Origin of the sequence: Bacteroides faecis (assembly GCF_020091505.1) — a bacterium.
GTDB lineage: Bacteria > Bacteroidota > Bacteroidia > Bacteroidales > Bacteroidaceae > Bacteroides > Bacteroides faecis.
In genome coordinates, this window is record NZ_CP081916.1 from 410,367 (window position 1) to 433,798 (window position 23,432).

At 43.8% G+C, this 23,432-nt stretch carries 18 protein-coding genes, 2 tRNA genes and 1 pseudogene; 13 read left to right on the forward strand and 8 right to left on the reverse strand.

Features of this window, described 5'->3' with window-relative positions:
* Nucleotides 1–24: 24 nt before the first annotated feature.
* The 3 genes from K6V30_RS02120 to K6V30_RS02130 form a co-directional block, all read right to left on the reverse strand.
* Nucleotides 25–1,020, reverse strand: a complete 996-nt coding sequence (locus tag K6V30_RS02120) for a M20 family metallopeptidase (protein WP_055268922.1) — start codon at nt 1,018–1,020, stop codon at nt 25–27.
* A gap of 70 nt (nt 1,021–1,090) precedes the next feature.
* The gene (locus K6V30_RS02125) at nt 1,091–1,999 is read right to left on the reverse strand and encodes a S66 peptidase family protein (RefSeq protein ID WP_010535509.1); all 909 of its coding nucleotides are present in this window, start codon (nt 1,997–1,999) and stop codon (nt 1,091–1,093) included.
* 9 nt (nt 2,000–2,008) lie between these two features.
* Nucleotides 2,009–2,815: a glycoside hydrolase family 16 protein gene (locus K6V30_RS02130; RefSeq protein ID WP_010535510.1), complete on the reverse strand. Its 807-nt coding sequence runs from the start codon at nt 2,813–2,815 to the stop codon at nt 2,009–2,011.
* Between the two features lie 179 nt (nt 2,816–2,994).
* On the opposite strand from K6V30_RS02130, the gene K6V30_RS02135 reads away from it, so the two are divergent.
* The 3 genes and pseudogenes from K6V30_RS02135 to K6V30_RS02145 form a co-directional block, all read left to right on the forward strand.
* On the forward strand, nt 2,995–3,948 hold the full coding sequence (locus K6V30_RS02135; protein ID WP_010535511.1) for a phosphate acyltransferase: 954 nt from the start codon (nt 2,995–2,997) through the stop codon (nt 3,946–3,948).
* Between the two features lie 18 nt (nt 3,949–3,966).
* A complete protein-coding gene (gene buk / locus K6V30_RS02140; RefSeq protein ID WP_055268923.1) occupies nt 3,967–5,028 on the forward strand; it encodes a butyrate kinase in 1,062 nt (353 codons plus the stop codon).
* Nucleotides 5,029–5,069: 41 nt separating this feature from the next.
* Nucleotides 5,070–5,177 (forward strand): annotated as a pseudogene (locus K6V30_RS02145) (VOC family protein); the annotation flags it as partial.
* Between the two features lie 1,566 nt (nt 5,178–6,743).
* Here the strand turns inward: K6V30_RS02145 and pnp are convergent.
* Nucleotides 6,744–8,870, reverse strand: coding sequence for a polyribonucleotide nucleotidyltransferase (gene pnp, locus K6V30_RS02155; protein ID WP_010535515.1), 2,127 nt, complete (start codon nt 8,868–8,870; stop codon nt 6,744–6,746).
* A 195-nt stretch (nt 8,871–9,065) separates the two neighbouring features.
* On the opposite strand from pnp, the gene K6V30_RS02160 reads away from it, so the two are divergent.
* The 3 genes from K6V30_RS02160 (at nt 9,066) to K6V30_RS02170 (ending at nt 11,308) form a co-directional block, all read left to right on the forward strand.
* Nucleotides 9,066–10,217: a TlpA disulfide reductase family protein gene (locus K6V30_RS02160; protein ID WP_055268925.1), complete on the forward strand. Its 1,152-nt coding sequence runs from the start codon at nt 9,066–9,068 to the stop codon at nt 10,215–10,217.
* A gap of 181 nt (nt 10,218–10,398) precedes the next feature.
* Complete coding sequence (gene greA, locus K6V30_RS02165; RefSeq protein WP_010535517.1) at nt 10,399–10,863, forward strand: transcription elongation factor GreA; 465 nt, start codon at nt 10,399–10,401, stop codon at nt 10,861–10,863.
* 52 nt (nt 10,864–10,915) lie between these two features.
* The gene (locus tag K6V30_RS02170; RefSeq protein WP_010535518.1) at nt 10,916–11,308 is read left to right on the forward strand and encodes an HIT family protein; all 393 of its coding nucleotides are present in this window, start codon (nt 10,916–10,918) and stop codon (nt 11,306–11,308) included.
* Between the two features lie 88 nt (nt 11,309–11,396).
* Here K6V30_RS02170 and K6V30_RS02175 read toward each other — a convergent pair whose 3' ends face one another.
* Both K6V30_RS02175 and K6V30_RS02180 read right to left on the reverse strand, forming a co-directional pair.
* Nucleotides 11,397–12,317, reverse strand: a complete 921-nt coding sequence (locus K6V30_RS02175) for a DMT family transporter (RefSeq protein ID WP_055268926.1) — start codon at nt 12,315–12,317, stop codon at nt 11,397–11,399.
* A 5-nt stretch (nt 12,318–12,322) separates the two neighbouring features.
* A complete protein-coding gene (locus K6V30_RS02180; protein WP_055268927.1) occupies nt 12,323–13,555 on the reverse strand; it encodes an MFS transporter in 1,233 nt (410 codons plus the stop codon).
* Nucleotides 13,556–13,808: 253 nt separating this feature from the next.
* Here K6V30_RS02180 and K6V30_RS02185 point away from each other — a divergent pair, with 253 nt between their 5' ends.
* The 3 genes from K6V30_RS02185 (at nt 13,809) to glsA (ending at nt 16,994) form a co-directional block, all read left to right on the forward strand.
* Nucleotides 13,809–14,312, forward strand: coding sequence for an RNA polymerase sigma factor (locus tag K6V30_RS02185; RefSeq protein ID WP_055268928.1), 504 nt, complete (start codon nt 13,809–13,811; stop codon nt 14,310–14,312).
* A gap of 262 nt (nt 14,313–14,574) precedes the next feature.
* Nucleotides 14,575–16,020 (forward strand): glutamate decarboxylase, encoded by a 1,446-nt coding sequence (gene gad, locus K6V30_RS02190; RefSeq protein WP_010535523.1) that lies wholly within the window; start codon nt 14,575–14,577, stop codon nt 16,018–16,020.
* Nucleotides 16,021–16,028: 8 nt separating this feature from the next.
* A complete protein-coding gene (glsA, locus tag K6V30_RS02195) occupies nt 16,029–16,994 on the forward strand; it encodes a glutaminase A (RefSeq protein WP_010535524.1) in 966 nt (321 codons plus the stop codon).
* A gap of 66 nt (nt 16,995–17,060) precedes the next feature.
* Here glsA and K6V30_RS02200 read toward each other — a convergent pair whose 3' ends face one another.
* Nucleotides 17,061–17,804 carry a potassium channel family protein gene (locus tag K6V30_RS02200; protein ID WP_010535525.1) on the reverse strand — a complete coding sequence of 248 codons (744 nt, stop codon included), beginning with the start codon at nt 17,802–17,804 and terminating at the stop codon, nt 17,061–17,063.
* Between the two features lie 216 nt (nt 17,805–18,020).
* Here K6V30_RS02200 and gadC point away from each other — a divergent pair, with 216 nt between their 5' ends.
* Complete coding sequence (gene gadC / locus K6V30_RS02205; RefSeq protein WP_055268929.1) at nt 18,021–19,721, forward strand: glutamine/gamma-aminobutyrate antiporter GadC; 1,701 nt, start codon at nt 18,021–18,023, stop codon at nt 19,719–19,721.
* Between the two features lie 193 nt (nt 19,722–19,914).
* Here gadC and K6V30_RS02210 read toward each other — a convergent pair whose 3' ends face one another.
* On the reverse strand, nt 19,915–21,084 hold the full coding sequence (locus K6V30_RS02210; protein ID WP_371441494.1) for a sensor histidine kinase: 1,170 nt from the start codon (nt 21,082–21,084) through the stop codon (nt 19,915–19,917).
* Nucleotides 21,085–21,369: 285 nt separating this feature from the next.
* On the opposite strand from K6V30_RS02210, the gene K6V30_RS02215 reads away from it, so the two are divergent.
* The 3 genes from K6V30_RS02215 to K6V30_RS02225 all read left to right on the forward strand — a co-directional run bounded on the left by K6V30_RS02215 (nt 21,370) and on the right by K6V30_RS02225 (nt 23,377).
* Nucleotides 21,370–21,442: transfer RNA gene (locus tag K6V30_RS02215), tRNA-Phe, on the forward strand.
* Nucleotides 21,443–21,452: 10 nt separating this feature from the next.
* A tRNA-Pro gene (locus K6V30_RS02220) sits at nt 21,453–21,525 on the forward strand.
* A 214-nt stretch (nt 21,526–21,739) separates the two neighbouring features.
* On the forward strand, nt 21,740–23,377 hold the full coding sequence (locus tag K6V30_RS02225) for an alpha-galactosidase (RefSeq protein WP_055268931.1): 1,638 nt from the start codon (nt 21,740–21,742) through the stop codon (nt 23,375–23,377).
* The last annotated feature ends 55 nt before the right edge of the window (nt 23,378–23,432 follow it).

Consider the following 23,432-nt stretch of genomic DNA (forward strand, 5'->3'; position numbering starts at 1 on the left):
TAACAAAGAAGCGGACTAACAAGATCACTTTTCATTATAGATTACTTCCAATACCGTCTGTCCGACAGCCTTCAGGGTATTCTTGTCGATATGATCCATAGTATCATTGACAGTATGCCAAGTCGGGGTGAAATCACCATCCGGACTGGTGGGAATGATATCAATCGTCTTGATACGCGCCAGACGGTTGATGAACAGATGATCATCCGTTACCAATCCGCCGTTACCGTCCATGAAAGTTTTTCCGTAACCCAGTTTCTTGGCAGCTTTCCATACTTTCTTATTAATATCCGGTGCAAAATCTTCGGAATAACCTTCTTTCATAAATACGCTGCCTTCGCCACCTACCATATCCAGCAAGATGCCGAAACGTGCATTATATCCCTGCACATGAGGATGACGTGCCCAATATTGGGAACCGAGACACCAGAATTCTTCTTTATGCTTTCCTTCATAGAATTGGGGAGCACCATAATCTTCTGCATCCAGCAGGATAATATCTATACCCAGTTCCGGCTGCTGCTTATTGACCAGACGGGCAATCTCCAACAAAGCACCTACCCCGCTGGCACCGTCGTTTGCCCCCAAAATAGGAGTATGATGATTCTTTGAGTCAGCATCATTATCCGCCCACGGACGAGTATCCCAATGCGCGAACAATGCTATCCTCTTTTTACTTTCCGGCTTATAAGAACCGATAATATTTCTCGCTTTCAGCAGGGTACCGTCATAAGCTATGAGGTCCGCATATTGATTAGTAACCTGAGCACCAAAGGCTTCCAGTTGCTCCGCTAAATAATTTCCACAAGCGACATGCTCTTTCGTATTCGGAACACGGGGACCGAAATCGACCTGATTCTTCACATACAGATAAGCGCTGTCAGCGTCAAATTGAGGTACATTGACCACCACTTTTTCATTTTGCTCGTTCGCACTACTTGTCTTACTGCCTCCACCACAAGAAAAGGCAGAAAACATCATAAAGACACTTGCCAATACTATCATAGGTTTCTTTTTCATCGTCCTTTTATCTATTGAGGCTCCAAAATTAGTCATTTTCAGCACAGTATCGTTCAGATAGAATAGATTATTAACAAATAAACTTTAACTCGACATTCTTCTTTCCGACGGTAAATTCCACTTTTGCGCCATTGATAAGCGGCAGGTTATACGTCACGTGCCCCACCGGGAAGTTAAAACAAACCGGATAATCATACTCTTTCACCAGGTCTGCCAATGCTGCATAAAGCTCCTTACCCAGCGAACAATCTTCTTCATATTCGGTAAACTGCCCGATAATGAGTCCGGATAACTTTTCAAGTACACCGCCCAGCTTCAGGTTGTACATCATACGCTCAATCGCATGAGGGCGTTCGCTCACATCTTCGATAAACAAGACCGTTCCTTCTGCCGGAAGATCATAAGGAGTTCCCCGCAGTCCATAGGCCACTGCCATGTTTCCGCCTCGCAGAGTTCCCTGTGCAGTACCTTGTTTATTCAGTTTATGCTTTTCGCATGTATAAGCGGGCAGATTACCGAACAGGATATCTTTCAGATAGGCCACGCAAGGATCATCTTCCGGTTCCACAGTCAGATGGCGTGCCATCAGCGAATGCAAAGAGGCATAACCATTCTTCTGAAACAGGTTATGCAAGGCAGTGATGTCACTGAACCCCAACAACCATTTCGGATGTTCGCGAAAGGCAGTGAAATCTATCTTATCAATTAAATGTACAACACCGTATCCGCCACGACTGCAAAAAATGGCTTTCACCTTCGGATCATTCATCGCATCCTGCAAATCGCTCAACCGCTGTTTGACCGTCCCCGCATAGCGTCCGGAAGACCCTCCGGCATGTTTTCCTATGGCGACTTTCAAGCCCCACGATTCAATCCGTTTCTTTGCACCTTTCAGAAACTGTTTGTCGATCTTGCTGGAAGGTGATATTATGACTACTTTATCGCCCTTCTGTAAAAAAGGAGGAAGTTGAATTTTCATATTTATGCTCTATTTGAATGATTTCCGTTGATAAAAACGTACCCAGTCCACCTCCATTTCTACCGGAAGGTCTTTGGGATTGACTGCTCCGACCCATGAACCGCCCAACTGCATATCAATCAGTAAATAGAACGGCTGATTGAACGGGAATTGCCCCTCCTTCTGCGTCCGTATGCGGGGATAAGTAAACGTATGTACATCGTTGACAAAGAACGAAAGACTATCCGGATACATTTCGACAGCGAAAACATTGTAACGATCGGGATGGATCACTCCTGTGGAGTGCGACTTGGGATGATTCTTGATACCTAAAGTATACGTATAATGAGAATGAACCGTTTGGTAAGCGATAGAGTCATCATTCAGACGCTCCATCACATCTATCTCGCCTCCCGACGGCCATTTGGCATTTTCGGGCAACATCCAGATAGCAGGCCAGGCACCTTTTGCGGCATTCAGCCTGGCACAGATCTCGATCCGTCCGTCAGAAAAAGCCTTTTTACCTTTGGTATAAACGCCTCCTGTCAGATAAGGTGCCGTATCATTGGGCAGTGTCTGATTGACAATACCCCTCAGTACCAGTTTGCCTTTACGCATGGCATAGCAGGAATCAAAGTCCGTCATATAATTATTCCAGTCGGATTTCCCTCGCGGAATCTTACTCCAGACCTGCGAGTCAAAGTCCTTCCTTTGATTAAAGTTTTCTTCCCACACCAGCGACCAGCCGGCAGGAATTCTAGCCGTCGTTTTACAGGAAACGAGCATCCAACAAAGGAGTAATGTGCTAATAAACAATAGGTTTTTGAACTGTTTCATTTTGTTTTAAAGTTTAAGGGGGATTTATTTGCAAAAATACAGGAAAAAACGGTTCGGTGTATATCTACACAGTAAAACAACTGAAATATAACAAAATGTTACATAACAGGCGTAACTTTTCGGGTTGCAAGTATTATTTTCTCAATGATTTTTCTGATATTTGCTAAAAATCTAACGTTATGGAACCTATTCAGAACTTTGCCCAGCTAACAGCCCATCTTAAAGAACAGAATCGCAGAAAACGCATTGCCGTAGTCTGCGCCAACGATCCCAATACGGAATATGCTATCACCCGTGCTTTGGAGGAAGGAATTGCAGAGTTCCTTATGATTGGAGACTCGGCTATTCTGGAAAAATATCCCGCACTGAAACAATACCCTGACTATGTGAAAACCATTCACATCGAAGATTCGGACGAAGCGGCACGCGAAGCCGTCCGCATCGTGCGTGAAGGAGGAGCGGATATTTTAATGAAAGGCATCATCAACACGGACAATCTGCTACACGCCATCCTCGACAAAGAGAAAGGACTGCTTCCCAAAGGGAAAATCCTCACACACTTGGCCGTGATGGAAATTCCGACTTACCATAAACTGCTGTTCTTCTCCGATGCCGCAGTGATTCCACGTCCAACGTTGCAACAACGCATAGAAATGATCTGGTATGCCATCTGCACCTGCCGTCATTTCGGCATTGAACAGCCCCGTGTCGCACTGATACACTGCACCGAGAAAGTCAGCGCCAAGTTTCCGCACTCTTTGGACTATGTGAATATCGTAGAGCTGGCCGAAGCCGGAGAATTCGGGAATGTAATCATTGACGGTCCGCTGGACGTACGCACTTCCTGCGAACAGGCAAGCGGAGACATCAAAGGCATTGTTTCCCCTATCAACGGACAGGCAGACGTGCTGATATTCCCGAATATCGAATCAGGAAACGCTTTCTACAAATCCGTCTCCCTGTTTGCCAATGCGGAAATGGCAGGATTGTTGCAAGGCCCTATCTGCCCGGTGGTTCTTCCTTCACGAAGCGATTCCGGATTGTCGAAATATTACAGCATCGCAATGGCCTGCCTGCAAGTAGCAGGAGACTGCAAATGCAGGGAAGAATTTAACAAAAGTCGTAACTCGTAATTCCTAAAAATAGATTCTATGAAAATACTGGTCATCAACCCCGGCTCCACATCAACGAAAATAGCAGTCTACGAGAATGAAACCCCGTTACTGGTTCGCAATATCAAACATTCGGTGGAAGAATTATCCGTTTATCCGCAGGTGATAGACCAGTTTGAATTTCGGAAGAACCTGGTCCTTCAGGAGCTGGAAGCAAACGGGATACCCTTCGAGTTCGATGCCGTCATCGGACGCGGCGGATTGGTGAAGCCTATTCCCGGAGGAGTGTATGAGGTCAACGAAGCAATGAAACGTGATACGCTACACGCCATGCGAACCCATGCCTGTAACTTAGGCGGACTGATTGCAGAAGAACTCGCCAGTTCCCTTCCCCATTGTCCCGCCTATATCGCCGATCCCGGAGTAGTGGATGAACTGGAAGAGGTAGCACGCATCACAGGCTCGCCGCTCATGCCGAAAATCACGATCTGGCACGCCTTGAATCAGAAAGCCATCGCACGTCGTTTTGCCAAAGAGCAAGATACGAAGTATGAAGAGCTGGATCTGATTATCTGCCATTTGGGAGGTGGTATTTCCGTAGCAGTCCATCAGCACGGACGGGCCATTGACGCCAACAATGCATTGGACGGTGAAGGTCCTTTCTCACCGGAACGTGCAGGAACGCTCCCTGCCGGACAGCTGATCGACCTTTGCTATAGCGGGCAGCTTACCAAAGACGAATTGAAAAAGCGTATTTCCGGTCGTGCCGGATTGACAGCCCATCTGGGGACAACCGATGTGCCCGCCATCATTAAATCTATAGAAGAAGGCGACAAGAAAGCGGAACTAATATTGGACGCCATGATCTACAACGTGGCAAAAGCAATCGGCGGAGCCGCTACCGTACTTTGCGGAAAAGTGGATGCCATTCTGCTGACAGGAGGTATTGCCTATTCGGATTATATTATCTCAAGATTGAAAAAACGAATTTCTTTTTTAGCTCCCATACATGTCTATCCCGGGGAAGGAGAAATGGAATCGTTGGCTTATAATGCTTTAGGCGCGTTAAAAGGAGAACTGCCGGTGCAAATTTATAAGTAATTGCCGGAAGCATCCGTATTCTTTTCATCCGATAGAATGCCACCTTGTACCTGCGCGATCCTGAAAAAAATCTGATAGAGTTCTTTACCCCTCTGGCACCGGAACAATGTAGCCAGGAACTTCTCGAAGAAGATAAGAAATTTCAATAAGGAATATTGCCAAGAAGAAATGAGTTCACACAAGTGAACCGGGGAAACGACATTGAATGATTCAATCTTATATTAGAAAACTTCCCTATAAGTACAAGACTTGCTTCTGACAAGTACTTAAGTTGCCTGACTCTAGTACTACATTTGAGTAAAAGATGTACAACATCTGAGTGAAAGATGTACCACCTTTATAGTTCACACTATTCTATGGGTATTCTCAGCATTCAGCCCTTTCAGCCTTGCTCGCAAACGCCTTGATAGAAGGCGATAGCGGCTGAAGGCACTATTTTACACCCTAGTGTAAGGGCATTCTGAGTGGGGAGGGGTAGTTTCAGTCCTTTCAGCCTCGGTCGTACATAAACCCCAAAGCTGATTGGTTATAGCTATTCTGCTGACAAGTTATAGTTACTCAACACACGGACTGAATTCTGTAAGCCCGGAGATGGCCTTCACTTACCACCGAGATAAAGGTTACTCACTACCGAGATGAAAACGACTCACCACCGAGATGAAAGCTGGTGGAATACCGGCTTATTCAAATCAATCAATGGATCAATAGTTCAGAAAAAAACAGAGGGTCGGTTTACCTCGGACAGAGCCTTTGTTTGTTCCGAACAGAGACTCTGTTTGGAATAAATACAGGCTCTGTTGAATCGGAAATTATTAGCGTTTGAATCAATTCTTTTTCCGGCTGAAAGGGCTGAAGTTACTTACCCCTCTCAGCATACACCAGAGACGGGGTATAAAATAGTGCTTTCAGCCGCTATCGCCTTCCATCAAAGCGTTTGCGAGCAAGGCTGAAAGGGCTGAATGCGAAATGTCAACACTTTATTGGAGAGGGCTGTGTTCAGCCCAGATTTGACTCCAAGGAGCCTCAAGAATGAATAGTAGTTGGGGATATAGTTCCAGCGCGCAGGAGATATAAATCCAATGTACAGGATATATAGATCCAATGTACAGGGTATATATAGCTTGTGTATTGGATGTTATACCCCTCTCAATGGCTGATTGTACATTCATTCCTTATCAGTTACGAACAAAAAAAAGAATAATATAATCCTCATAGCCAGTATTATTTGCTTAGATTCTAAACTTTTTGGGCAAAAAAGCCCTTTCAAAGAAATTTTTCTCATATCTTTGCAACGTGTTAAGTTAATAAATTGATTAAGGTCGATTTTTGACTGTTTCGAATCGGGAAGTATGGGGGTACTTTCCGATTCTTTTTTGTATGGGTAAACTATCATATTCATAATCATTATGTTTTTAAAGATTTTGAACTTACCCGTGCAACGATCATTCAGTACTTTTAGATTCTCTACTGTAATCTTCACATTATACATTTCTCCAATTTAGTAAGAGTGCAGTTGAAAGAAGAACCGTCGAAAGAATATAAGCCTTCCCACCAACGCAGATAATCATAGAAAGGCAGAATAGACTTTTTATACTTCCCCTGCAAAATGTATTTAAAGAACACATCTTTTCGCAGAAAAGCAAAATAACAGACAAAAAAATAGCCCGAATACTTAGTAATCGGGCTATTCCATTATCTAAAAGCGATCTGCTTTTTTACTTCTTTTCCGGTCTTGGCATCAACACTTTTCTTGAAAGTTTGAATTTTCCTGTCTTCGGATCGATGTCGATCAGTTTCACTTCAATCTCATCACCTTCCTTAATTCCGGCTTCTTCTACTGTTTCCAGACGTTTCCAGTCGATCTCGGAAATGTGCAACAAACCGTCTTTGCCCGGCAGGAATTCGATGAATGCACCGTAAGGCATGATAGAGCGAACTTTACCTTTATATACCTCACCTACTTCGGGAACAGCAACGATTGCCTTGATCATGCGCATAGCGTCTTCAATGCATTTCTTGTTTGTTCCGGAAACTTCGATGCGTCCTACACCATCTGTTTCTTCGATAGTGATCACTGCACCGGTTTCTTCCTGCATACCTTGAATGATTTTTCCACCAGGGCCGATTACAGCTCCGATAAATTCTTTAGGAATAGTCATTGTTTCAATGCGGGGAGCATGGTCTTTCAGGTCAGCACGCGGTTCGGCGATAGTCTCAGTGATCTTATCGAGGATGTGCATACGTCCTTCTTTAGCTTGATTCAAAGCGCGTTCCAGAATATCATAAGAAAGACCGTCTACCTTGATGTCCATCTGAGTAGCTGTGATACCGTCTCTTGTTCCGGTTACTTTGAAGTCCATATCTCCGAGGTGGTCTTCGTCACCGAGGATGTCAGACAATACTGCATATTTTTCTTCGCCCGGATTCTTGATCAATCCCATAGCGATACCTGATACCGGTTTTTTGATCTTCACACCGGCATCCATCAATGCCAGTGTTCCGGCACATACGGTAGCCATAGAAGAAGAACCGTTAGATTCGAGGATTTCTGAAACAACACGTACTACGTACGGATAGTCAGCAGGAATCTGTCCTTTCAAAGCACGCCAAGCCAAATGACCGTGACCAACTTCACGACGGCCTACACCACGTTGTGCCTTTGCTTCACCTGTAGAGAAAGGAGGGAAGTTATAATGCAACAGGAAACGTTCTTTTCCATGTTCCAATACATTGTCGATAATCTTTTCGTCGAGCTTGGTACCCAGAGTGACAGAAGTCAGAGATTGAGTTTCACCACGAGTAAAGATAGCAGATCCGTGAGGACCAGGCAGAGGGCCAACTTCGCACCAGATCGGGCGAATTTCCGTAGTCTTACGACCATCCAGACGCTTGCCTTCATCCAAAATAGAACGACGCATAGCTTCTTTCTCTACATCATGATAGTAACGGTCGATCAGCGCAGCTTTCTCTTCGAGTTCTTCTTCAGAGAACTGAGCCTTGAACTCTTCGCGGATAGCATCAAAAGCTTCGAAACGTTCGTGCTTATTATTATTTCCAGAAGCAGCAACGGCATAAGCCTTGTCATAGCAAGCCTCACGAACTGCCTTGCGCAATTCTTCGTCGTTTACTTCATGATTATATTCACGTTTCACCGTCTTTCCTACTTCTTCCATCAACTCCACCTGAGCCTTGCAATGAACCTTGATAGCTTCGTGAGCCACCTTCATTGCTTCCAGCAATTCAGCTTCGGATACCTCGTGCATTTCACCTTCTACCATCATGATGTTATCATAAGTAGCGGCTACCATCAGGTCCATATCAGCTTTTTCCAGTTGATCAAAAGTAGGATTAATTACAAATTGACCATCGATACGTGCTACACGTACCTCAGAAATCGGTCCGTTGAAAGGAATATCTGAAACAGCGAGTGCTGCAGAAGCTGCAAGTCCGGCCAGTGCATCCGGCATGTCTATACCGTCAGCAGAAAAAAGGATGATGTTTACATATACTTCTGCGTGATAATTATCAGGGAATAGTGGACGGAGAGCACGGTCTACGAGACGGCAAGTCAGAATCTCATAATCAGAAGCTCTACCCTCTCTCTTGGTGAAACCACCAGGAAAACGGCCGAATGCCGCAAATTTTTCTTTGTACTCTACCTGTAAAGGCATGAAATCTGTTCCGGGAACTGCATCTTTAGCGGCACAAACAGTAGCTAATAACATGGTGTTTCCCATGCGTAGCATTACAGAACCGTCTGCCTGTTTTGCCAACTTTCCCGTCTCGAGTGTGATGGTTCTTCCATCAGGTAACTCGATCGTCTTAACAATTGGGTTAATCATAAAAATTGTTTTATCTATACTTTTCTTTCAAAATTCCTGCAAAGATATACATTTATCGTTGTAATCAGGTGGAAATGAGCTAAAAAGTTAGATACTATATGTTTTTTTTGCAAAATAGAGGTGAAGAAGCAGGCAAAAAGCTTTGAGTAATCTCGAAAAGACGTATATTTGCAACTCTTAAAAAACACACGAGATATGAAAAAGATAACTTTTGTAGCGCTTGCCGCACTTACCATTACAGCTTGTAGTTCCGGTCCTGAGTTTGAAGTGAACGGAGACGTATCAGGAGCCGACGGGAAAATGCTTTATCTCGAAGCTTCCGGTCTGGAAGGTATTGTCCCGCTTGATTCGGTAAAATTGAAAGGAGAAGGTACATTCAAATTCAAACAGCCCCGCCCCGAATCGCCTGAGTTTTACCGCTTGCGGGTAGACGACAAAGTCATCAACTTTTCTGTGGATTCTATCGAAACGATACAGATCAAAGCTCCGTACGTCGATTTCTCTACTGCCTACACGGTAGAAGGATCTGACAACAGCAACAAGATTAAGGAACTGACACTGAAACAAATCAATCTTCAAAAGAACGTAAACGACCAACTGAATGCGTTGCGTGCCAATAAACTGGGACACGACACGTTCGAAGAAAACCTGGCAACGTTACTGAAAAATTATAAAGAGGACGTAAAAGTGAATTATATATTCGCCGCTCCCAACACGTCAGCTGCTTACTTCGCCCTGTTCCAGAAATTGAATGATTATCTGATTTTCGATCCGCTGAACAATAAAGAGGACGTGAAATGTTTTGCGGCTGTTGCTACCAGCCTCAACAATGCATATCCGAACGCCGTACGTTCGAAAAATTTGTATAACATCGTGATCAAAGGTATGAAGAATACCCGCCAGCCACAAAGCAAGTCTCTGGAAATTCCACAAGACAAGATCATAGAAACAGGCATCATCGACATTGCTCTGCGTGACGTAAAAGGAAATACCCGCAAACTGACTGACCTGAAAGGAAAAGTAGTATTGCTGGATTTCTCCGTGTTCCAGTCACCGGCAGGAGCACCGCATAATATGATGCTTCGTGAACTATATAACAAGTATGCTTCGCAAGGACTGGAAATTTATCAGGTATCTCTCGACGCAGACGAACACTACTGGAAAACAGCTGCCGGCAACCTGCCCTGGGTTTGTGTGCGCGACGGAAACGGTGTCTATTCTACCAACGTAGCTGTATATAATGTTCGTCAGGTACCGTCCATCTTCCTGATCAACAGAAACAACGAATTGAAGCTTCGTGGCGAAGATATCAAAGACCTTGAAGCATCCGTCAAGTCACTGCTCTAAGTTGTTATAATTTAGCATATTTCATTTAAATATGTTACATAGCATCTTTTTTCACTTGACAGATATCACTTAAAAGGCTATCTTTGCAAAGAAATAATTGAGAAGAGGGTTCCAACATGTGCCATGTTGGAATTCTTTTTTGTTTATATGACCATTTTAAATAAAAAGGAGGAAAAACATCATGGCTTATATGTCAGAAGAAGGTTACAAAAAGTTAATGGCAGAATTGAAAGAACTGGAAACAGTGGAACGCCCTAAGATCTCTGCGGCCATCGCCGAAGCCAGAGATAAAGGCGACTTGTCGGAAAATGCAGAATATGATGCAGCCAAAGAAGCACAGGGGATGCTGGAAATGCGCATCAACAAATTGAAAGCGGTCATCGCAGATGCAAAAATCATAGATGAATCCAAACTAAAGACAGATTCTGTACAGATTCTGAACAAGGTGGAACTGAAGAACGTAAAGAATGGTATGAAGATGACTTATACCATCGTTTCCGAAAGTGAAGCCAACCTGAAGGAAGGCAAGATTTCCGTTAACACCCCGATCGCACAAGGTTTGCTTGGCAAGAAGGTGGGTGATGTTGCAGAAATTACCGTACCGCAGGGTAAAATTGCATTAGAAGTAGTAAACATATCCATTTAACAGTAAGGCAGGTCTCCGTGTGAGGCTTGCCTTCTTTTATCTATCAAAAGTTATGGCAACCATATTCAGTAGAATCATCGCAGGCGAAATTCCTTGCTACAAGATAGCGGAGAACGATCGTTTTTTTGCTTTTCTTGATATCAATCCGTTGGTAAAGGGACATACACTGGTAGTCCCCAAACAGGAAGTAGACTATATCTTCGATTTAAGTGACGAAGACCTCGCAGCCATGCACGTATTTGCCAAACAGATAGCCCGTGCCATCGAAAAAGCTTTCCCTTGCAAAAAGGTAGGCGAAGCGGTTATCGGTCTGGAAGTACCGCACGCTCATATCCACTTAATTCCTATTCAGAAGGAATCGGATATGTTGTTCTCCAATCCGAAACTGAAACTATCGGATGAAGAATTCAAATCCATTGCGCAAGCAATCAACTCCTCTCTATAAAACATGATGATGACATAAGCAAGCGGGCACCTTGAGAAAGGCGCCCGCTTTTTTGTATCATAACCGTCATTTTCTGATGTATATACAACTACTTCTTCAAAGGGTCCGGCGACTTATCTTTACTTTCGGCTACCTCAACTAGATATACACCAATACAGATAAAAATAATAGCGGCTGTCTGCGTCCAGCTAAAACGGTCCTGCCCCAAAGCCAGAGAAGCAATCGTCGCAACAATCAGAATCAGATAACCGTATATTGCCACAACTGTCGTTTTCAGATATTTCAAACCGACCGGAAGCAACATATAGCTGATCGTTGTTGGAAATACAAGTACAAACATCAGAATCAGGAAAGGTGTCCAATGGAACGGCATAGAAAACACCGGTGCATCGAATCCCGTAATAAATGTAACTATAATAGCAGAGACTGCCGCACCGGAAAATGTATATCTCAACATGGTCATCGCCCCGATGGAAGAAAGGATACGCTGGCTAAGTATCAGATAAACTGCATAAACGACAGAACTGACCAGACAAAGCATATTCCCCATGAAAGCATCGGATGCCAGATCATCACTCTGCTGTGTCAGGATACAGACCAGCGCACCGATCAAACCGATCGAAATCCCGAGAATCTTCTTCCATGTCGCTTTCTCTTTATAAAAGAAGATCATAATCAGAAATACCCAGATAGGCTGAAGACTGGTAAAAATGGAACTGGACACCGGAGTTGTTTTACTCAGTCCGGCCAGATAAAGAAACATAAAGCCATACAGTCCGAATGCTCCCAACAGGAAAAGCAACCATTTATCTTTAGTAGATGACTTCTCCGGCGGCATGAACCATCCGATCACCCAGAATGCAACGGCGGCAAAGGTGCAACGAAGCGTCGCACCCGTCAACGGGCTCATCCATAAGGGAAGCAGATACTTCAAGGCATTCATATTTAAACCGCTGAATATTTTTGATACAGCCATACTCAGATTGGCTTCCAGTTTCTTATTCTTCATCTTTATTATTTCAATTGATCATTAAACAAAAAGGAATCGCGTCTCAGATAGGCCCAGAAGAAAGTAACGACCGTTATCAATAAATTGAAAATAAAAGGAAACTCCTGCGACTGAGTGTGAAACAACTTCTGGAGAAAATCGACAATAAAAGGATATAGCAGTATGGCAAGATAATTCATCATCATCACAAAAGCCAGCGCCAGGGTCGTCTTCTGAGGAAGTGCCGTATGTGTCGTTTTATCATAAAGCATAGGCTGGATAACTCCATATCCCAACCCGACAAAAAGACACCCCGGAATAATCATCCATTCGATCGGGGCAATCCAGATCAGAGCCAGCCCCACAGCCATAGATAGTAAGCTGTAAGCTTTGGTACGCTCTTTCAGCTCGTCCACAATCTTATCCAGACAAAATCCCGGAGCCATAATCGCCAAAAAGAAAAGCGATATCATCAGTCCCGAATCACCGCTGGTAAAATGGTGCTTCTCCATCAGGAAGGGCAGATTGAAGATAACTGCCAGCACAATATAGGTGGTCACCCCGTAGAAAAGCATAATCTGAAACAAGTGCTTAGCATGGATTCCATATTTACTCCCTCCTGTATCTACAGAAGCTGATTGTTCGGGAGAGGAAGTTTCTGATTCAGGCTGCCGGACAACCGATTCATCCTGACGATCCTTCAGATGGCCGACCAGCAGAATCGAAAGCAGAGGAAGCAGATAAACCAAAAACGGCAAATGCCAGCTAACTTCCGCCAGATAACCCGTGACGGCTGTAGCTATTACCAATGTAAAATTGGTGATAGCGGAACTCAGTCCGAACTGTTTCACCCGGTAAGCGCCCACAAAGTATTTCGACACCAGTCCGGTAGATAAGGGAATGATTAATCCGGCTCCGATGCCCAGCATGGCACTCACCACGATCAGTTGCCACATTCTGTTGGAAATCAAATATAAAATGCCGCTTGCCGCAAAAAGCCAGAGTCCGATCTTCAGGATACGGACCAAATCTACTTTTTCCGTCAGTTTACCGCCCAGAAGGATAAAAGGGATAATCAGCAACGACGGCAACGAAGTCAACATCTGAATATCCAAGTCCGTCGCTTCCGGAAATATTTTAGTAAGGTCGCCCAATATGGGAGAAACAGCCAGCCCCGGCAGAGAGGTCAGTGCCGAAATAGACCAGATAGCTAGTAAAGTGATGAGAGGTATGGTACCCCTTCCCGTCTGTATTTTCATATACCGGTTCGTTAAAAGTTTAGGTCTGATGAAAACAACAATGACCTTATAAAGTTCAAATGAGGCATTATTGAATACTCCAAAACTGAGTGAAAAACACCCATAAACTATCAGTTTATGACCTAAAAACTATCCGTGGACAGTTTTTAGGTCAAATTCCGTCAGTTTCTCCCCCAACGAACTTAAAAAAATCCCGTAAACTTGCATCATCGAAATTTAACAAAGAATACTCACAATTTAAAAAGCAACGTATATGAAAAGTTTAAGCTTCAGAAAAGATTTAGTAGGAGTACAGGAAGAACTGCTCCGTTTCGCTTATAAGCTGACAACCGACCGCGAAGAAGCAAACGATTTGTTGCAGGAAACATCATTAAAAGCATTAGATAATGAAGATAAATACACACCTGACACAAATTTTAAAGGATGGATGTACACGATTATGCGCAACATCTTTATCAACAACTACCGCAAGGTAGTTCGCGACCAGACATTTATTGACCGTACGGACAATCTTTACCATTTGAATTTACCGCAGGACGCAGGTTTTGAAAGTACGGAGAACGCCTACGACCTGAAAGAAATGCATCGGGTAGTCAATGCATTACCCAAAGAGTACAGAGTACCTTTCGCCATGCATGTTTCCGGCTTCAAGTATCGTGAAATAGCAGAAAAGCTGAACCTTCCGCTAGGTACTATAAAGAGCCGCATTTTCTTCACTCGCCAAAAACTGCAGGAAGAACTGAAAGACTTCCGCTAGACTTTAACGACACATTTCAATAGGTATCAAGATAACGATAGCAACCGGCTACTATTCACACAACCAAAGGCAAGAAGGATTTATTTATTTCTTGCCTTTGGTTATTTATATTCCGCCCGCCTTCCATTGGCAAAAAGTCCGCCCCCTTAATAAACGCCAAATAATGTAAAACCTGAAAACTTTCAAAACTATCTGCTGTTGTTGAGGGAAATTCGACGGGGAAAATCCCCATCGCCCTAAACCTTTAAAAAAACAAATTAGTATGGAAGATTTAAATTTCAGAAAAGGTGATGCAAAAACCGACGTATTCGGTTCAGACAGAATGTTACAACCCTCTCCGGTAGAAAAAATCCCTGAAGGACCAACGACTCCTGAAATCGCTTACCAAATGGTTAAAGATGAAACCTTTGCCCAAACTCAGCCACGTTTGAACCTAGCAACTTTCGTTACCACTTATATGGACGATTACGCTACCAAACTGATGAACGAAGCAATCAACATCAACTATATTGATGAAACTGAATATCCTCGTATCGCTGTAATGAATGGTAAATGTATCAATATCGTTGCCAACTTGTGGAACTCTCCGGAGAAAGACACATGGAAAACAGGTGCGCTGGCTATCGGTTCTTCAGAAGCTTGTATGCTGGGCGGTGTAGCTGCATGGCTGCGCTGGCGTAAAAAAAGACAAGCTCAGGGCAAACCGTTTGATAAACCAAACTTCGTTATTTCAACAGGTTTTCAGGTTGTATGGGAAAAGTTTGCACAGTTATGGCAGATCGAAATGCGTGAAGTACCTTTGACTCTCGATAAAACCACTCTCGACCCCGAAGAAGCTTTGAAGATGTGTGACGAAAACACCATCTGCGTAGTACCTATCCAAGGTGTTACATGGACAGGACTGAACGACGACGTTGAAGCATTGGATAAAGCGCTCGACGCTTACAATGCAAAAACAGGCTATGACATTCCTATCCACGTAGACGCCGCCAGCGGTGGTTTCATTCTTCCATTCCTTTATCCGGATACGAAGTGGGATTTCCGTCTGAAATGGGTATTGTCTATCAGTGTATCCGGTCACAAGTTCGGTCTGGTATATCCGGGTCTTGGCTGGGTTTGCTGGAAAGGCAAAGAATATCTGCCCGAAGAAATGGCATTCAGCGTCAATTATCTGGGTGCTAACATTACTCAGGTAGGTTTGAACTTCTCTCGTCCGGCTGCCCAGATTCTGGGACAGTATTATCAATTCATCCGTTTAGGATTCCAAGGTTACAAAGAAGTTCAGTACAACTCTTTGATGATTGCTAAATACATTCATGATGAAATCGCCAAGATGGCTCCGTTCGTTAACTACTCCGAAAATGTAGTGAACCCACTGTTCATCTGGTATCTGAAACCGGAATATGCAAAAACAGCCAAATGGACATTGTACGATTTGCAGGATAAGCTGTCTCAACACGGCTGGATGGTTCCGGCTTATACATTGCCTTCTAAACTGGAAGATTATGTAGTGATGCGTGTGGTTGTGCGTCAGGGATTCAGCCGCGACATGGCAGACATGTTGCTGGGCGACATCAAGAACGCAATTGCCGAACTGGAAAAACTGGACTTCCCGACTCCTACCCGCATGGCTCAGGAAAAGAATCTTCCGGTAGAAGCCAAGATGTTCAATCACGGTGGTCGTCGTCATAAAACCGTAAAAAAATAAATTGATCTATGGATAAAAAAGTAACACTCGCTCAATTGAAAGAAGTGGTACAGGAGGCATACGATCAGGTAAAGACAAATACAGGCGGCAAGAACGCCGACTATATCCCTTACCTGGCAAATGTCAATAAAGATCTCTTTGGAATCAGTGTCTGCCTGCTCAACGGGCAGACCATCCATGTGGGAGATACCGACTACCGCTTCGGCATCGAATCCGTATCCAAAGTGCATACGGCTATCCTTGCTCTGCGCCAATATGGTGCTAAGGAAATATTAGAAAAAATCGGAGCTGACGCAACAGGATTGCCTTTCAACTCAATCATCGCTATCTTGCTGGAAAATGACCACCCATCTACTCCATTGGTAAATGCCGGTGCCATTTCTGCCTGTAGTATGGTAAAACCGATCGGTGACTCTGCCAAGAAATGGGATGCCATCGTAGAGAACGTGACTGATTTGTGCGGCAGCGCTCCCCAACTGATTGACGAATTATATAAGTCTGAATCGGATACGAACTTTAACAACCGTTCTATTGCATGGTTGCTGAAAAACTACAACCGTATCTATGATGATCCGGATATGGCGTTAGACCTTTATACCCGTCAGTGCTCCTTGGGAGTAACCGCATTACAGCTTTCTGTTGCAGCCGGAACTATCGCCAATGGCGGTGTGAACCCGGTGACCAAGAAAGAAGTTTTCGATGCCAGCCTGGCTCCTAAAATAACTGCCATGATTGCCGCCGTAGGTTTCTACGAACATACAGGCGACTGGATGTACACCTCCGGTATCCCGGCTAAAACCGGTGTAGGTGGTGGTGTGATGGGTGTATTGCCCGGACAGTTCGGTATTGCCGCATTTGCTCCTCCTTTGGATGGTGCCGGCAATTCTGTAAAGGCACAATTGGCTATCCAATATGTTATGAATAAACTAGGATTGAACGTATTCAGTGATAATCACTTGATCGTAGCCGACTAGTTTATTCGCTCTATGAGAAAAACAAAAGGTTACTATCCGCGGATAGTAACCTTTTCTATTTGTAGACTATGTTGTCCCCTGTGCCGGCGCTTTCTTCTCTTCTTCTTCCGCATAATACTGCTTTTTCTTTTCATTAGACTGCTGAATCAGATTCGTAATATAGACTGTAAAGATAGGAAACATCATCATTCCCAAAGCTGCCAGCAGCACAGAGAGTACCCTACCGGTAGTCGTCATCGCAACTATATTCGATCCGACGGTAGTCACATCCATAAATGCCCACCACAAAGCGTCTCCGTAGTCAGTCACCAGCGGATTCACTTTATGCTCAAGTACAAAGAAGGCAAGACTGGCGAAATAGACCGTTGCCAGCAACATCGTCAGATAAGAGACGAACAAACTCGAAGCCCGGTTGTAAGTAAGCCATCCTACTACGATAGCAAGTGCATATCCTCCCCGCAACAAAGGAATAAACCGAAGCAGATAAGTGACCTCCGGAGAGAATGTCCACCCATAATAGGCAATAATGTTCTGGTAAGGGATTGCCACCAGCAGAAAGATAAAGTGCGTCCGTATATAACGCCATTTATGCTTTGCCAGAAAAAACTCCAATACGAAATCAAACAGAAACCAGAGGCAAATCCACAACTGGATTTTCATGTACGAAGACTGCGTATAAAAAGGAATCCCTTTGAATGTATCTATCGAAATACTAATGACCAGAAAAAGGGACATCAATAATATAATAATGTGGAGAATACCATAAATCCCTTTTTTCCCTAAGATAAAATCGGAAAGTGCTGATTTCATAACTGCTTAATTTATAATAAAATGATTCTTATGTAATTTATAATGCTTAGAAACAATCTGATAAAGCGATTGTTTCGGAACAAGGGGATTGAGATATACAATCTATCAATTTAGCGATGTTAATTAACGAACTTTGAAAGAGATTGCGGAAACATCTCGCGCAAAATGTTGTTATAACACTGACTTTAAAATATTTTTCACTTAAAACCTTAACTTATGGCAAATATTAAAAATGCAGTGAAGCTGGGCGTGTTCACCCTGGCTATCATGAACGTTACGGCAGTAGTATCATTGCGTGGACTACCAGCCGAGGCCGTATACGGAATGAGTTCGGCTTTCTATTATCTTTTCGCAGCTATCGTCTTCCTGATTCCGACATCGCTCGTAGCAGCCGAACTGGCAGCTATGTTTCAGGATAAGCAAGGTGGTGTGTTCCGGTGGGTAGGCGAAGCTTACGGCAAGAAACTGGGATTCCTCGCCATCTGGGTACAATGGATTGAAAGTACCATCTGGTATCCGACCGTATTGACATTCGGTGCCGTATCCATTGCCTTCATCGGTATGAACGATGTACATGACATGTCGTTAGCAAACAACAAGTATTACACCCTCGTCGTAGTTCTTATCATTTACTGGCTGGCAACTTTCATTTCGCTGAAAGGTATGAGCTGGGTAGGTAAGGTAGCCAAGGTCGGTGGTATGGTCGGTACAATTATCCCGGCTGCCCTGCTGATTATCCTGGGCATCATTTATCTGGCAACCGGCGGACAATCCAACATGGATTTCCACAGCAGCTTCTTCCCTGATTTTACCAACTTCGATAATGTTGTTCTTGCGGCCAGTATCTTCTTGTTTTATGCCGGTATGGAAATGGGTGGTATCCACGTGAAGGACGTAGAAAATCCATCTAAGAACTACCCGAAAGCCGTATTTATCGGTGCACTTATCACTGTTCTTATCTTCGTATTGGGAACATTCGCACTGGGTGTTATCATCCCTGCCAAAGATATTAACTTGACTCAAAGTTTGCTCGTTGGTTTCGACAATTACTTCAGATACATTCACGCCTCCTGGTTGTCACCGATCATCGCTATCGCTCTTGCATTCGGAGTATTGGCCGGCGTACTGACATGGGTAGCAGGTCCGTCCAAAGGTATCTTTGCTGTAGGTAAAGCTGGTTATATGCCTCCATTCTTCCAGAAAACAAACAAGCTGGGTGTACAGAAGAATATCCTGTTCGTACAAGGTATCGCTGTTACAGTATTGAGTTTGTTGTTCGTTGTCATGCCTTCCGTACAGAGTTTCTATCAGATTCTGTCACAGTTGACAGTTATTCTTTACCTTATCATGTACTTGTTGATGTTCTCCGGAGCTATCGCACTACGTTATAAGATGAAGAAACTGAACCGCCCGTTCCGTATCGGTAAATCCGGTAACGGTTTGATGTGGTTCATCGGAGGTCTTGGCTTCTGCGGATCATTGCTCGCATTCATCCTGAGCTTCATCCCGCCCAGCCAGATTTCTACCGGTAGTAATACTGTATGGTTCTCTGTATTGATTATCGGCGCATTGATCGTAGTCATTGCTCCGTTTATCATCTACGCATCCAAAAAACCGTCTTGGGTAGATCCTAATTCCAATTTCGAGCCGTTCCATTGGGAAGTACAACCACAGGCTGCTACTGCCGGTGTTACTGCCGGTGCTACTGCCAACAGCTCAAGTACTGCTCGTCCGACTTCTGCTTCAACATCGTCTGCCAATCCGGCTAGTCCCGCCACTGCAAACCCCGCAAGTGCCGGCTCTGCAACCTCCAGCTCTGCTCCGACAAGCAATCCGGCTTCTTCTGGTGGAAATACCACTGCAAGTAACGGATCGCCAAATTCCGGAAATAAAGATGAAGGTATACCTAAATCTTAAAAGCTAAACATATAGTTAACATCTATCAATAATCCCACCTTGAACCAATCAGTATCCAGGGTGGGATTATTCATTTCTTATTATTCATTCCCTATTATTTCTTTCAGGGCATTTCTTTTTCACACTTCTCTTTTCTTCTTTTTTCTCCTTCAGTAAATCAATTCTTGCTTTATCTGACAGTTTTATTTTTCAATCAAGCAACTCCTTTCTTCGTGATTAAAGGTAATATAAACCAAAAAGTACCGCCCTTTCCAAGTTCCGATTTTACTCCGACTCTTCCTCCCAGATTATGAATAATTGTTTCCGAAAGCGTCAATCCGAGTCCTGTTCCCTGCACCTCCCGGTCAAGTTTCGTAAAGTGGGAGAATATCTTCTCCTGCTCCTCTTCCGGAATACCAATGCCAGTATCAGAGACATAAAAACAGACTTCATCTGTACCCTCCATACGACATCCAAAACGGATTTCCCCTGTTTTAGTAAATTTCATCGCATTATGAAGCAGATTGGTCAATACCTGAATAATGCGCTGTTTCTCCGAATGCATCATAATCGGTTCCAGATGTGCCTCACATATTAATGCCACCAAAGGATTCTCATTCAGCTTCATTCCGAAAACACCTTCCAGTTCCCTCAGCAAATCATTGGCATCAAACTCTGAATATACAAAGTTCAACACGCCTGCATCTATTTGCGAAAGATCAAAAATATCATTTACCAGCCGTAATAACCGCTCATTATTTTCTGAGATTATATCGGTATACATCTTCTTTTCTTCTTCGCTGGTAGCTGTAGCCATCAGGCCGGAAAATCCGACAATAGCGTTTAACGGAGTGCGAACTTCATGGCTCATATTGGCTATAAAGGCAGACTTGAGTTTATCGGCGGAAATCGCATTTTCTCTTTCTACATCTAATAATCGCTGTATATTCCGAAGTTCCGTTACATCGTAGACTGTCAGCACCATACGCTCTTCACCATTGATATGCAGCAGATAAGCGCCCGAAACAGAAACATCACAGGAAATAATGGACTTTCCATCGTCACTTAAAAGTTTCATAGAAGCATCCAGTTTCTTAAAACCTCTCTTTTCATAAAAAGCCTTGCCGATAAATGTACGTATGCAGCACAATTTACATTGTTCATGCTTTCCACATTCTCCGGCAGCTATCGCATTTCTGCAATGCAATAAATCTCCCACTTTTTTCCTTTCTCCCTCCACAGGTGTCAAATGGTTCAAAGCATAATAGTTGGTATTGTGAACGACAAAGTCCCTGTCAATCAGCAGATAGTAGACGTTTATGTTCTGCAATATGGAAGTTAACTCATTAGATTCATGCAACATTACAGCTGCCATCGAATTCATATCTTTCTTCACCGTCTGATATTTAACCAGTACATAAATGAATGCAGCTAACAAAATAATTGTAATAAACTGTAATGCCATAGGAATCATATTATATTGTTTGTAGTGTCCGGATTGTTTAGACTCGTAAAAGTATAAAATATACTGAATAAGTGATGCCGCATTGCCTATTTATTCTTCCCCAAAAGAAAAGTTTCTCTCTTTCCTCATAAGTAGACGAAAAATTCCCTTCAAGTTATTGCAGTATTAAAAAATATACTTATCTTTGCACCCGCAAACGAGAAAGGTGCCATAGCTCAGTTGGTAGAGCAAAGGACTGAAAATCCTTGTGTCCCCGGTTCGATTCCTGGTGGCACCACTTTCGAGAGCGGAATGTAGCGCAGTTGGTAGCGCACTACGTTCGGGACGTAGGGGTCGGGCGTTCGAGTCGCCTCATTCCGACAAAAGCGACAAATGATTTTATCATTTGTCGCTTTTTGCTTTATACGCCTTTATAATACGTTGATAATCCAGTGGGTAATTCAAGAAGTTATATTTCTTTTTCATTCGATACCCAGCCATTTTTGTTCAATTTATTTGCACGCCAATAGATTCATTTATATCTTTGTTACCAAAAATTTATTTAATCTCATTTATTCATCAACCTAATTACATCATGAAAAACAGATTCCACCTCTTAACCACAGCGATAGTTTCCCTATTATGTGTTAGTTGTGCAGAAACTCAGGTTTCCCAGTCCGGTAGTAAAGAAGCGGTCAACCCTCCTATTATGGGTTGGAGCTCATGGAATGCTTTCCGGGTAGATATCAGTGAAGATATTATTAAAAATCAGGCTGACCTTATGGTCAAAAAAGGTCTGAAAGACGTGGGATACCGCTATATCAACATTGACGACGGATATTTTGGCGAACGGGACGGCAATGGAAAAATGCAGGCCAACAAGAGTCGCTTTCCGAACGGTATGAAACCTGTCGCCGACCATATACATAGCCTTGGCATGAAAGCCGGTATTTATACAGATGCGGGTAACAACACCTGCGGCTCTATCGCGGACAACGATCACGCAGGAGTAGGAGCCGGCATTCATGGACATGAACAACAGGATGCCCAACTCTATTTCGACGAATGGGGATTCGACTTCATCAAGATAGACTATTGTGGCGGAGACCTGCTGGGCTTGGATGAAGAAGAACGCTATACTTCTATCCGAAACAGTATCGACAAAGTAAACAAGGACGTCTCTGTCAATATCTGCCGCTGGGCTTTCCCCGGTACGTGGGCTAAAGATGTAGCAACTTCATGGCGTATCAGCGGTGACATCAATGCGCATTGGGGCTCATTGAAATATGTAGTCGGCAAAAACCTATATCTGTCCGCTTACGCCAAAGACGGACATTATAATGATATGGATATGATGGTCATCGGTTTCCGTAATAACAGCAAAGTAGGCGGAAACGGACTTACCCCGACAGAAGAAGAAGCCCACTTCGGCCTGTGGTGTATCATGAGTTCGCCTCTGTTGATCGGATGTAATCTGGAAAGCCTGCCCGAATCTTCCCTTCAACTGCTGACCAACAAAGAATTAATCGCTCTTAATCAAGACCCGCTGGGCTTGCAGGCATACGTAGTGCAGCATGAAAACGAAGGCTATGTACTGGTAAAAGACATCGAACAAAAACGTGGTAACGTACGTGCTGTCGCACTTTATAATCCATCGGACACCGTGTGCAGCTTCTCCGTACCTTTCTCGGCACTTGAATTTAGCGGAAATGTGAAAGTACGCGATCTGGCAAAACGCAGTGATCTGGGAAGTTTCTCCAATGTCTTTGAGCAGACACTCCCCGCACACAGTGCTATGTTCCTCCGCATGGAAGGAGAAACACGTCTGGAACCGACATTGTATGAAGCGGAATGGGCTTATCTCCCCATGTTCAATGATCTCGGCAAAAACCCGAAAGGCATCCTATATGCTGCCGATCAGGAAGCTTCCGGAAAAATGAAGGTAGGATTTTTGGGCGGACACCCGGAAAACTATGCAGAATGGCCGGAAGTATATAGCGCAGACGGCGGACGTTACGAGATGACCATTCATTACTCATTCGGCAAAGGACGCCAACTGGAAATAGATGTCAATGGCATTGTTACCAAAGTGGATTCACTGGGAGAAGACGACAAACACAACCAGATCACAATTCCTGTAGATCTGAAAGCCGGTTATAATCATATCCGTATGGGTAACAGCTACAACTGGGCACCGGATATCGACTGCTTCACACTAGCCAAAGCAATGTAACAGCCCCATCATGTAAAACGTGACTATAAAAAAGGAGGAGCTAAGATCACTCTCC

Bases quoted from the DNA above. Each gene is read 5' to 3' on its own strand.
- K6V30_RS02225 (WP_055268931.1), top strand. From the start codon at position 21,740: ATGAAAAACAGATTCCACCTCTTAACCACAGCGATAGTTTCCCTATTA.
- gad (WP_010535523.1), top strand. From the start codon at position 14,575: ATGGAAGATTTAAATTTCAGAAAAGGTGATGCAAAAACCGACGTATTC.
- K6V30_RS02185 (WP_055268928.1), top strand. From the start codon at position 13,809: ATGAAAAGTTTAAGCTTCAGAAAAGATTTAGTAGGAGTACAGGAAGAA.
- K6V30_RS02135 (WP_010535511.1), top strand. From the start codon at position 2,995: ATGGAACCTATTCAGAACTTTGCCCAGCTAACAGCCCATCTTAAAGAA.
- K6V30_RS02170 (WP_010535518.1), top strand. From the start codon at position 10,916: ATGGCAACCATATTCAGTAGAATCATCGCAGGCGAAATTCCTTGCTAC.
- gadC (WP_055268929.1), top strand. From the start codon at position 18,021: ATGGCAAATATTAAAAATGCAGTGAAGCTGGGCGTGTTCACCCTGGCT.
- K6V30_RS02120 (WP_055268922.1), bottom strand. From the start codon at position 1,020: ATGAAAAAGAAACCTATGATAGTATTGGCAAGTGTCTTTATGATGTTT.
- buk (WP_055268923.1), top strand. From the start codon at position 3,967: ATGAAAATACTGGTCATCAACCCCGGCTCCACATCAACGAAAATAGCA.
- K6V30_RS02130 (WP_010535510.1), bottom strand. From the start codon at position 2,815: ATGAAACAGTTCAAAAACCTATTGTTTATTAGCACATTACTCCTTTGT.
- K6V30_RS02175 (WP_055268926.1), bottom strand. From the start codon at position 12,317: ATGAAGAATAAGAAACTGGAAGCCAATCTGAGTATGGCTGTATCAAAA.
- K6V30_RS02125 (WP_010535509.1), bottom strand. From the start codon at position 1,999: ATGAAAATTCAACTTCCTCCTTTTTTACAGAAGGGCGATAAAGTAGTC.
- glsA (WP_010535524.1), top strand. From the start codon at position 16,029: ATGGATAAAAAAGTAACACTCGCTCAATTGAAAGAAGTGGTACAGGAG.
- K6V30_RS02180 (WP_055268927.1), bottom strand. From the start codon at position 13,555: ATGAAAATACAGACGGGAAGGGGTACCATACCTCTCATCACTTTACTA.
- greA (WP_010535517.1), top strand. From the start codon at position 10,399: ATGGCTTATATGTCAGAAGAAGGTTACAAAAAGTTAATGGCAGAATTG.
- K6V30_RS02160 (WP_055268925.1), top strand. From the start codon at position 9,066: ATGAAAAAGATAACTTTTGTAGCGCTTGCCGCACTTACCATTACAGCT.
- pnp (WP_010535515.1), bottom strand. From the start codon at position 8,870: ATGATTAACCCAATTGTTAAGACGATCGAGTTACCTGATGGAAGAACC.
- K6V30_RS02210 (WP_371441494.1), bottom strand. From the start codon at position 21,084: ATGAATTCGATGGCAGCTGTAATGTTGCATGAATCTAATGAGTTAACT.
- K6V30_RS02200 (WP_010535525.1), bottom strand. From the start codon at position 17,804: ATGAAATCAGCACTTTCCGATTTTATCTTAGGGAAAAAAGGGATTTAT.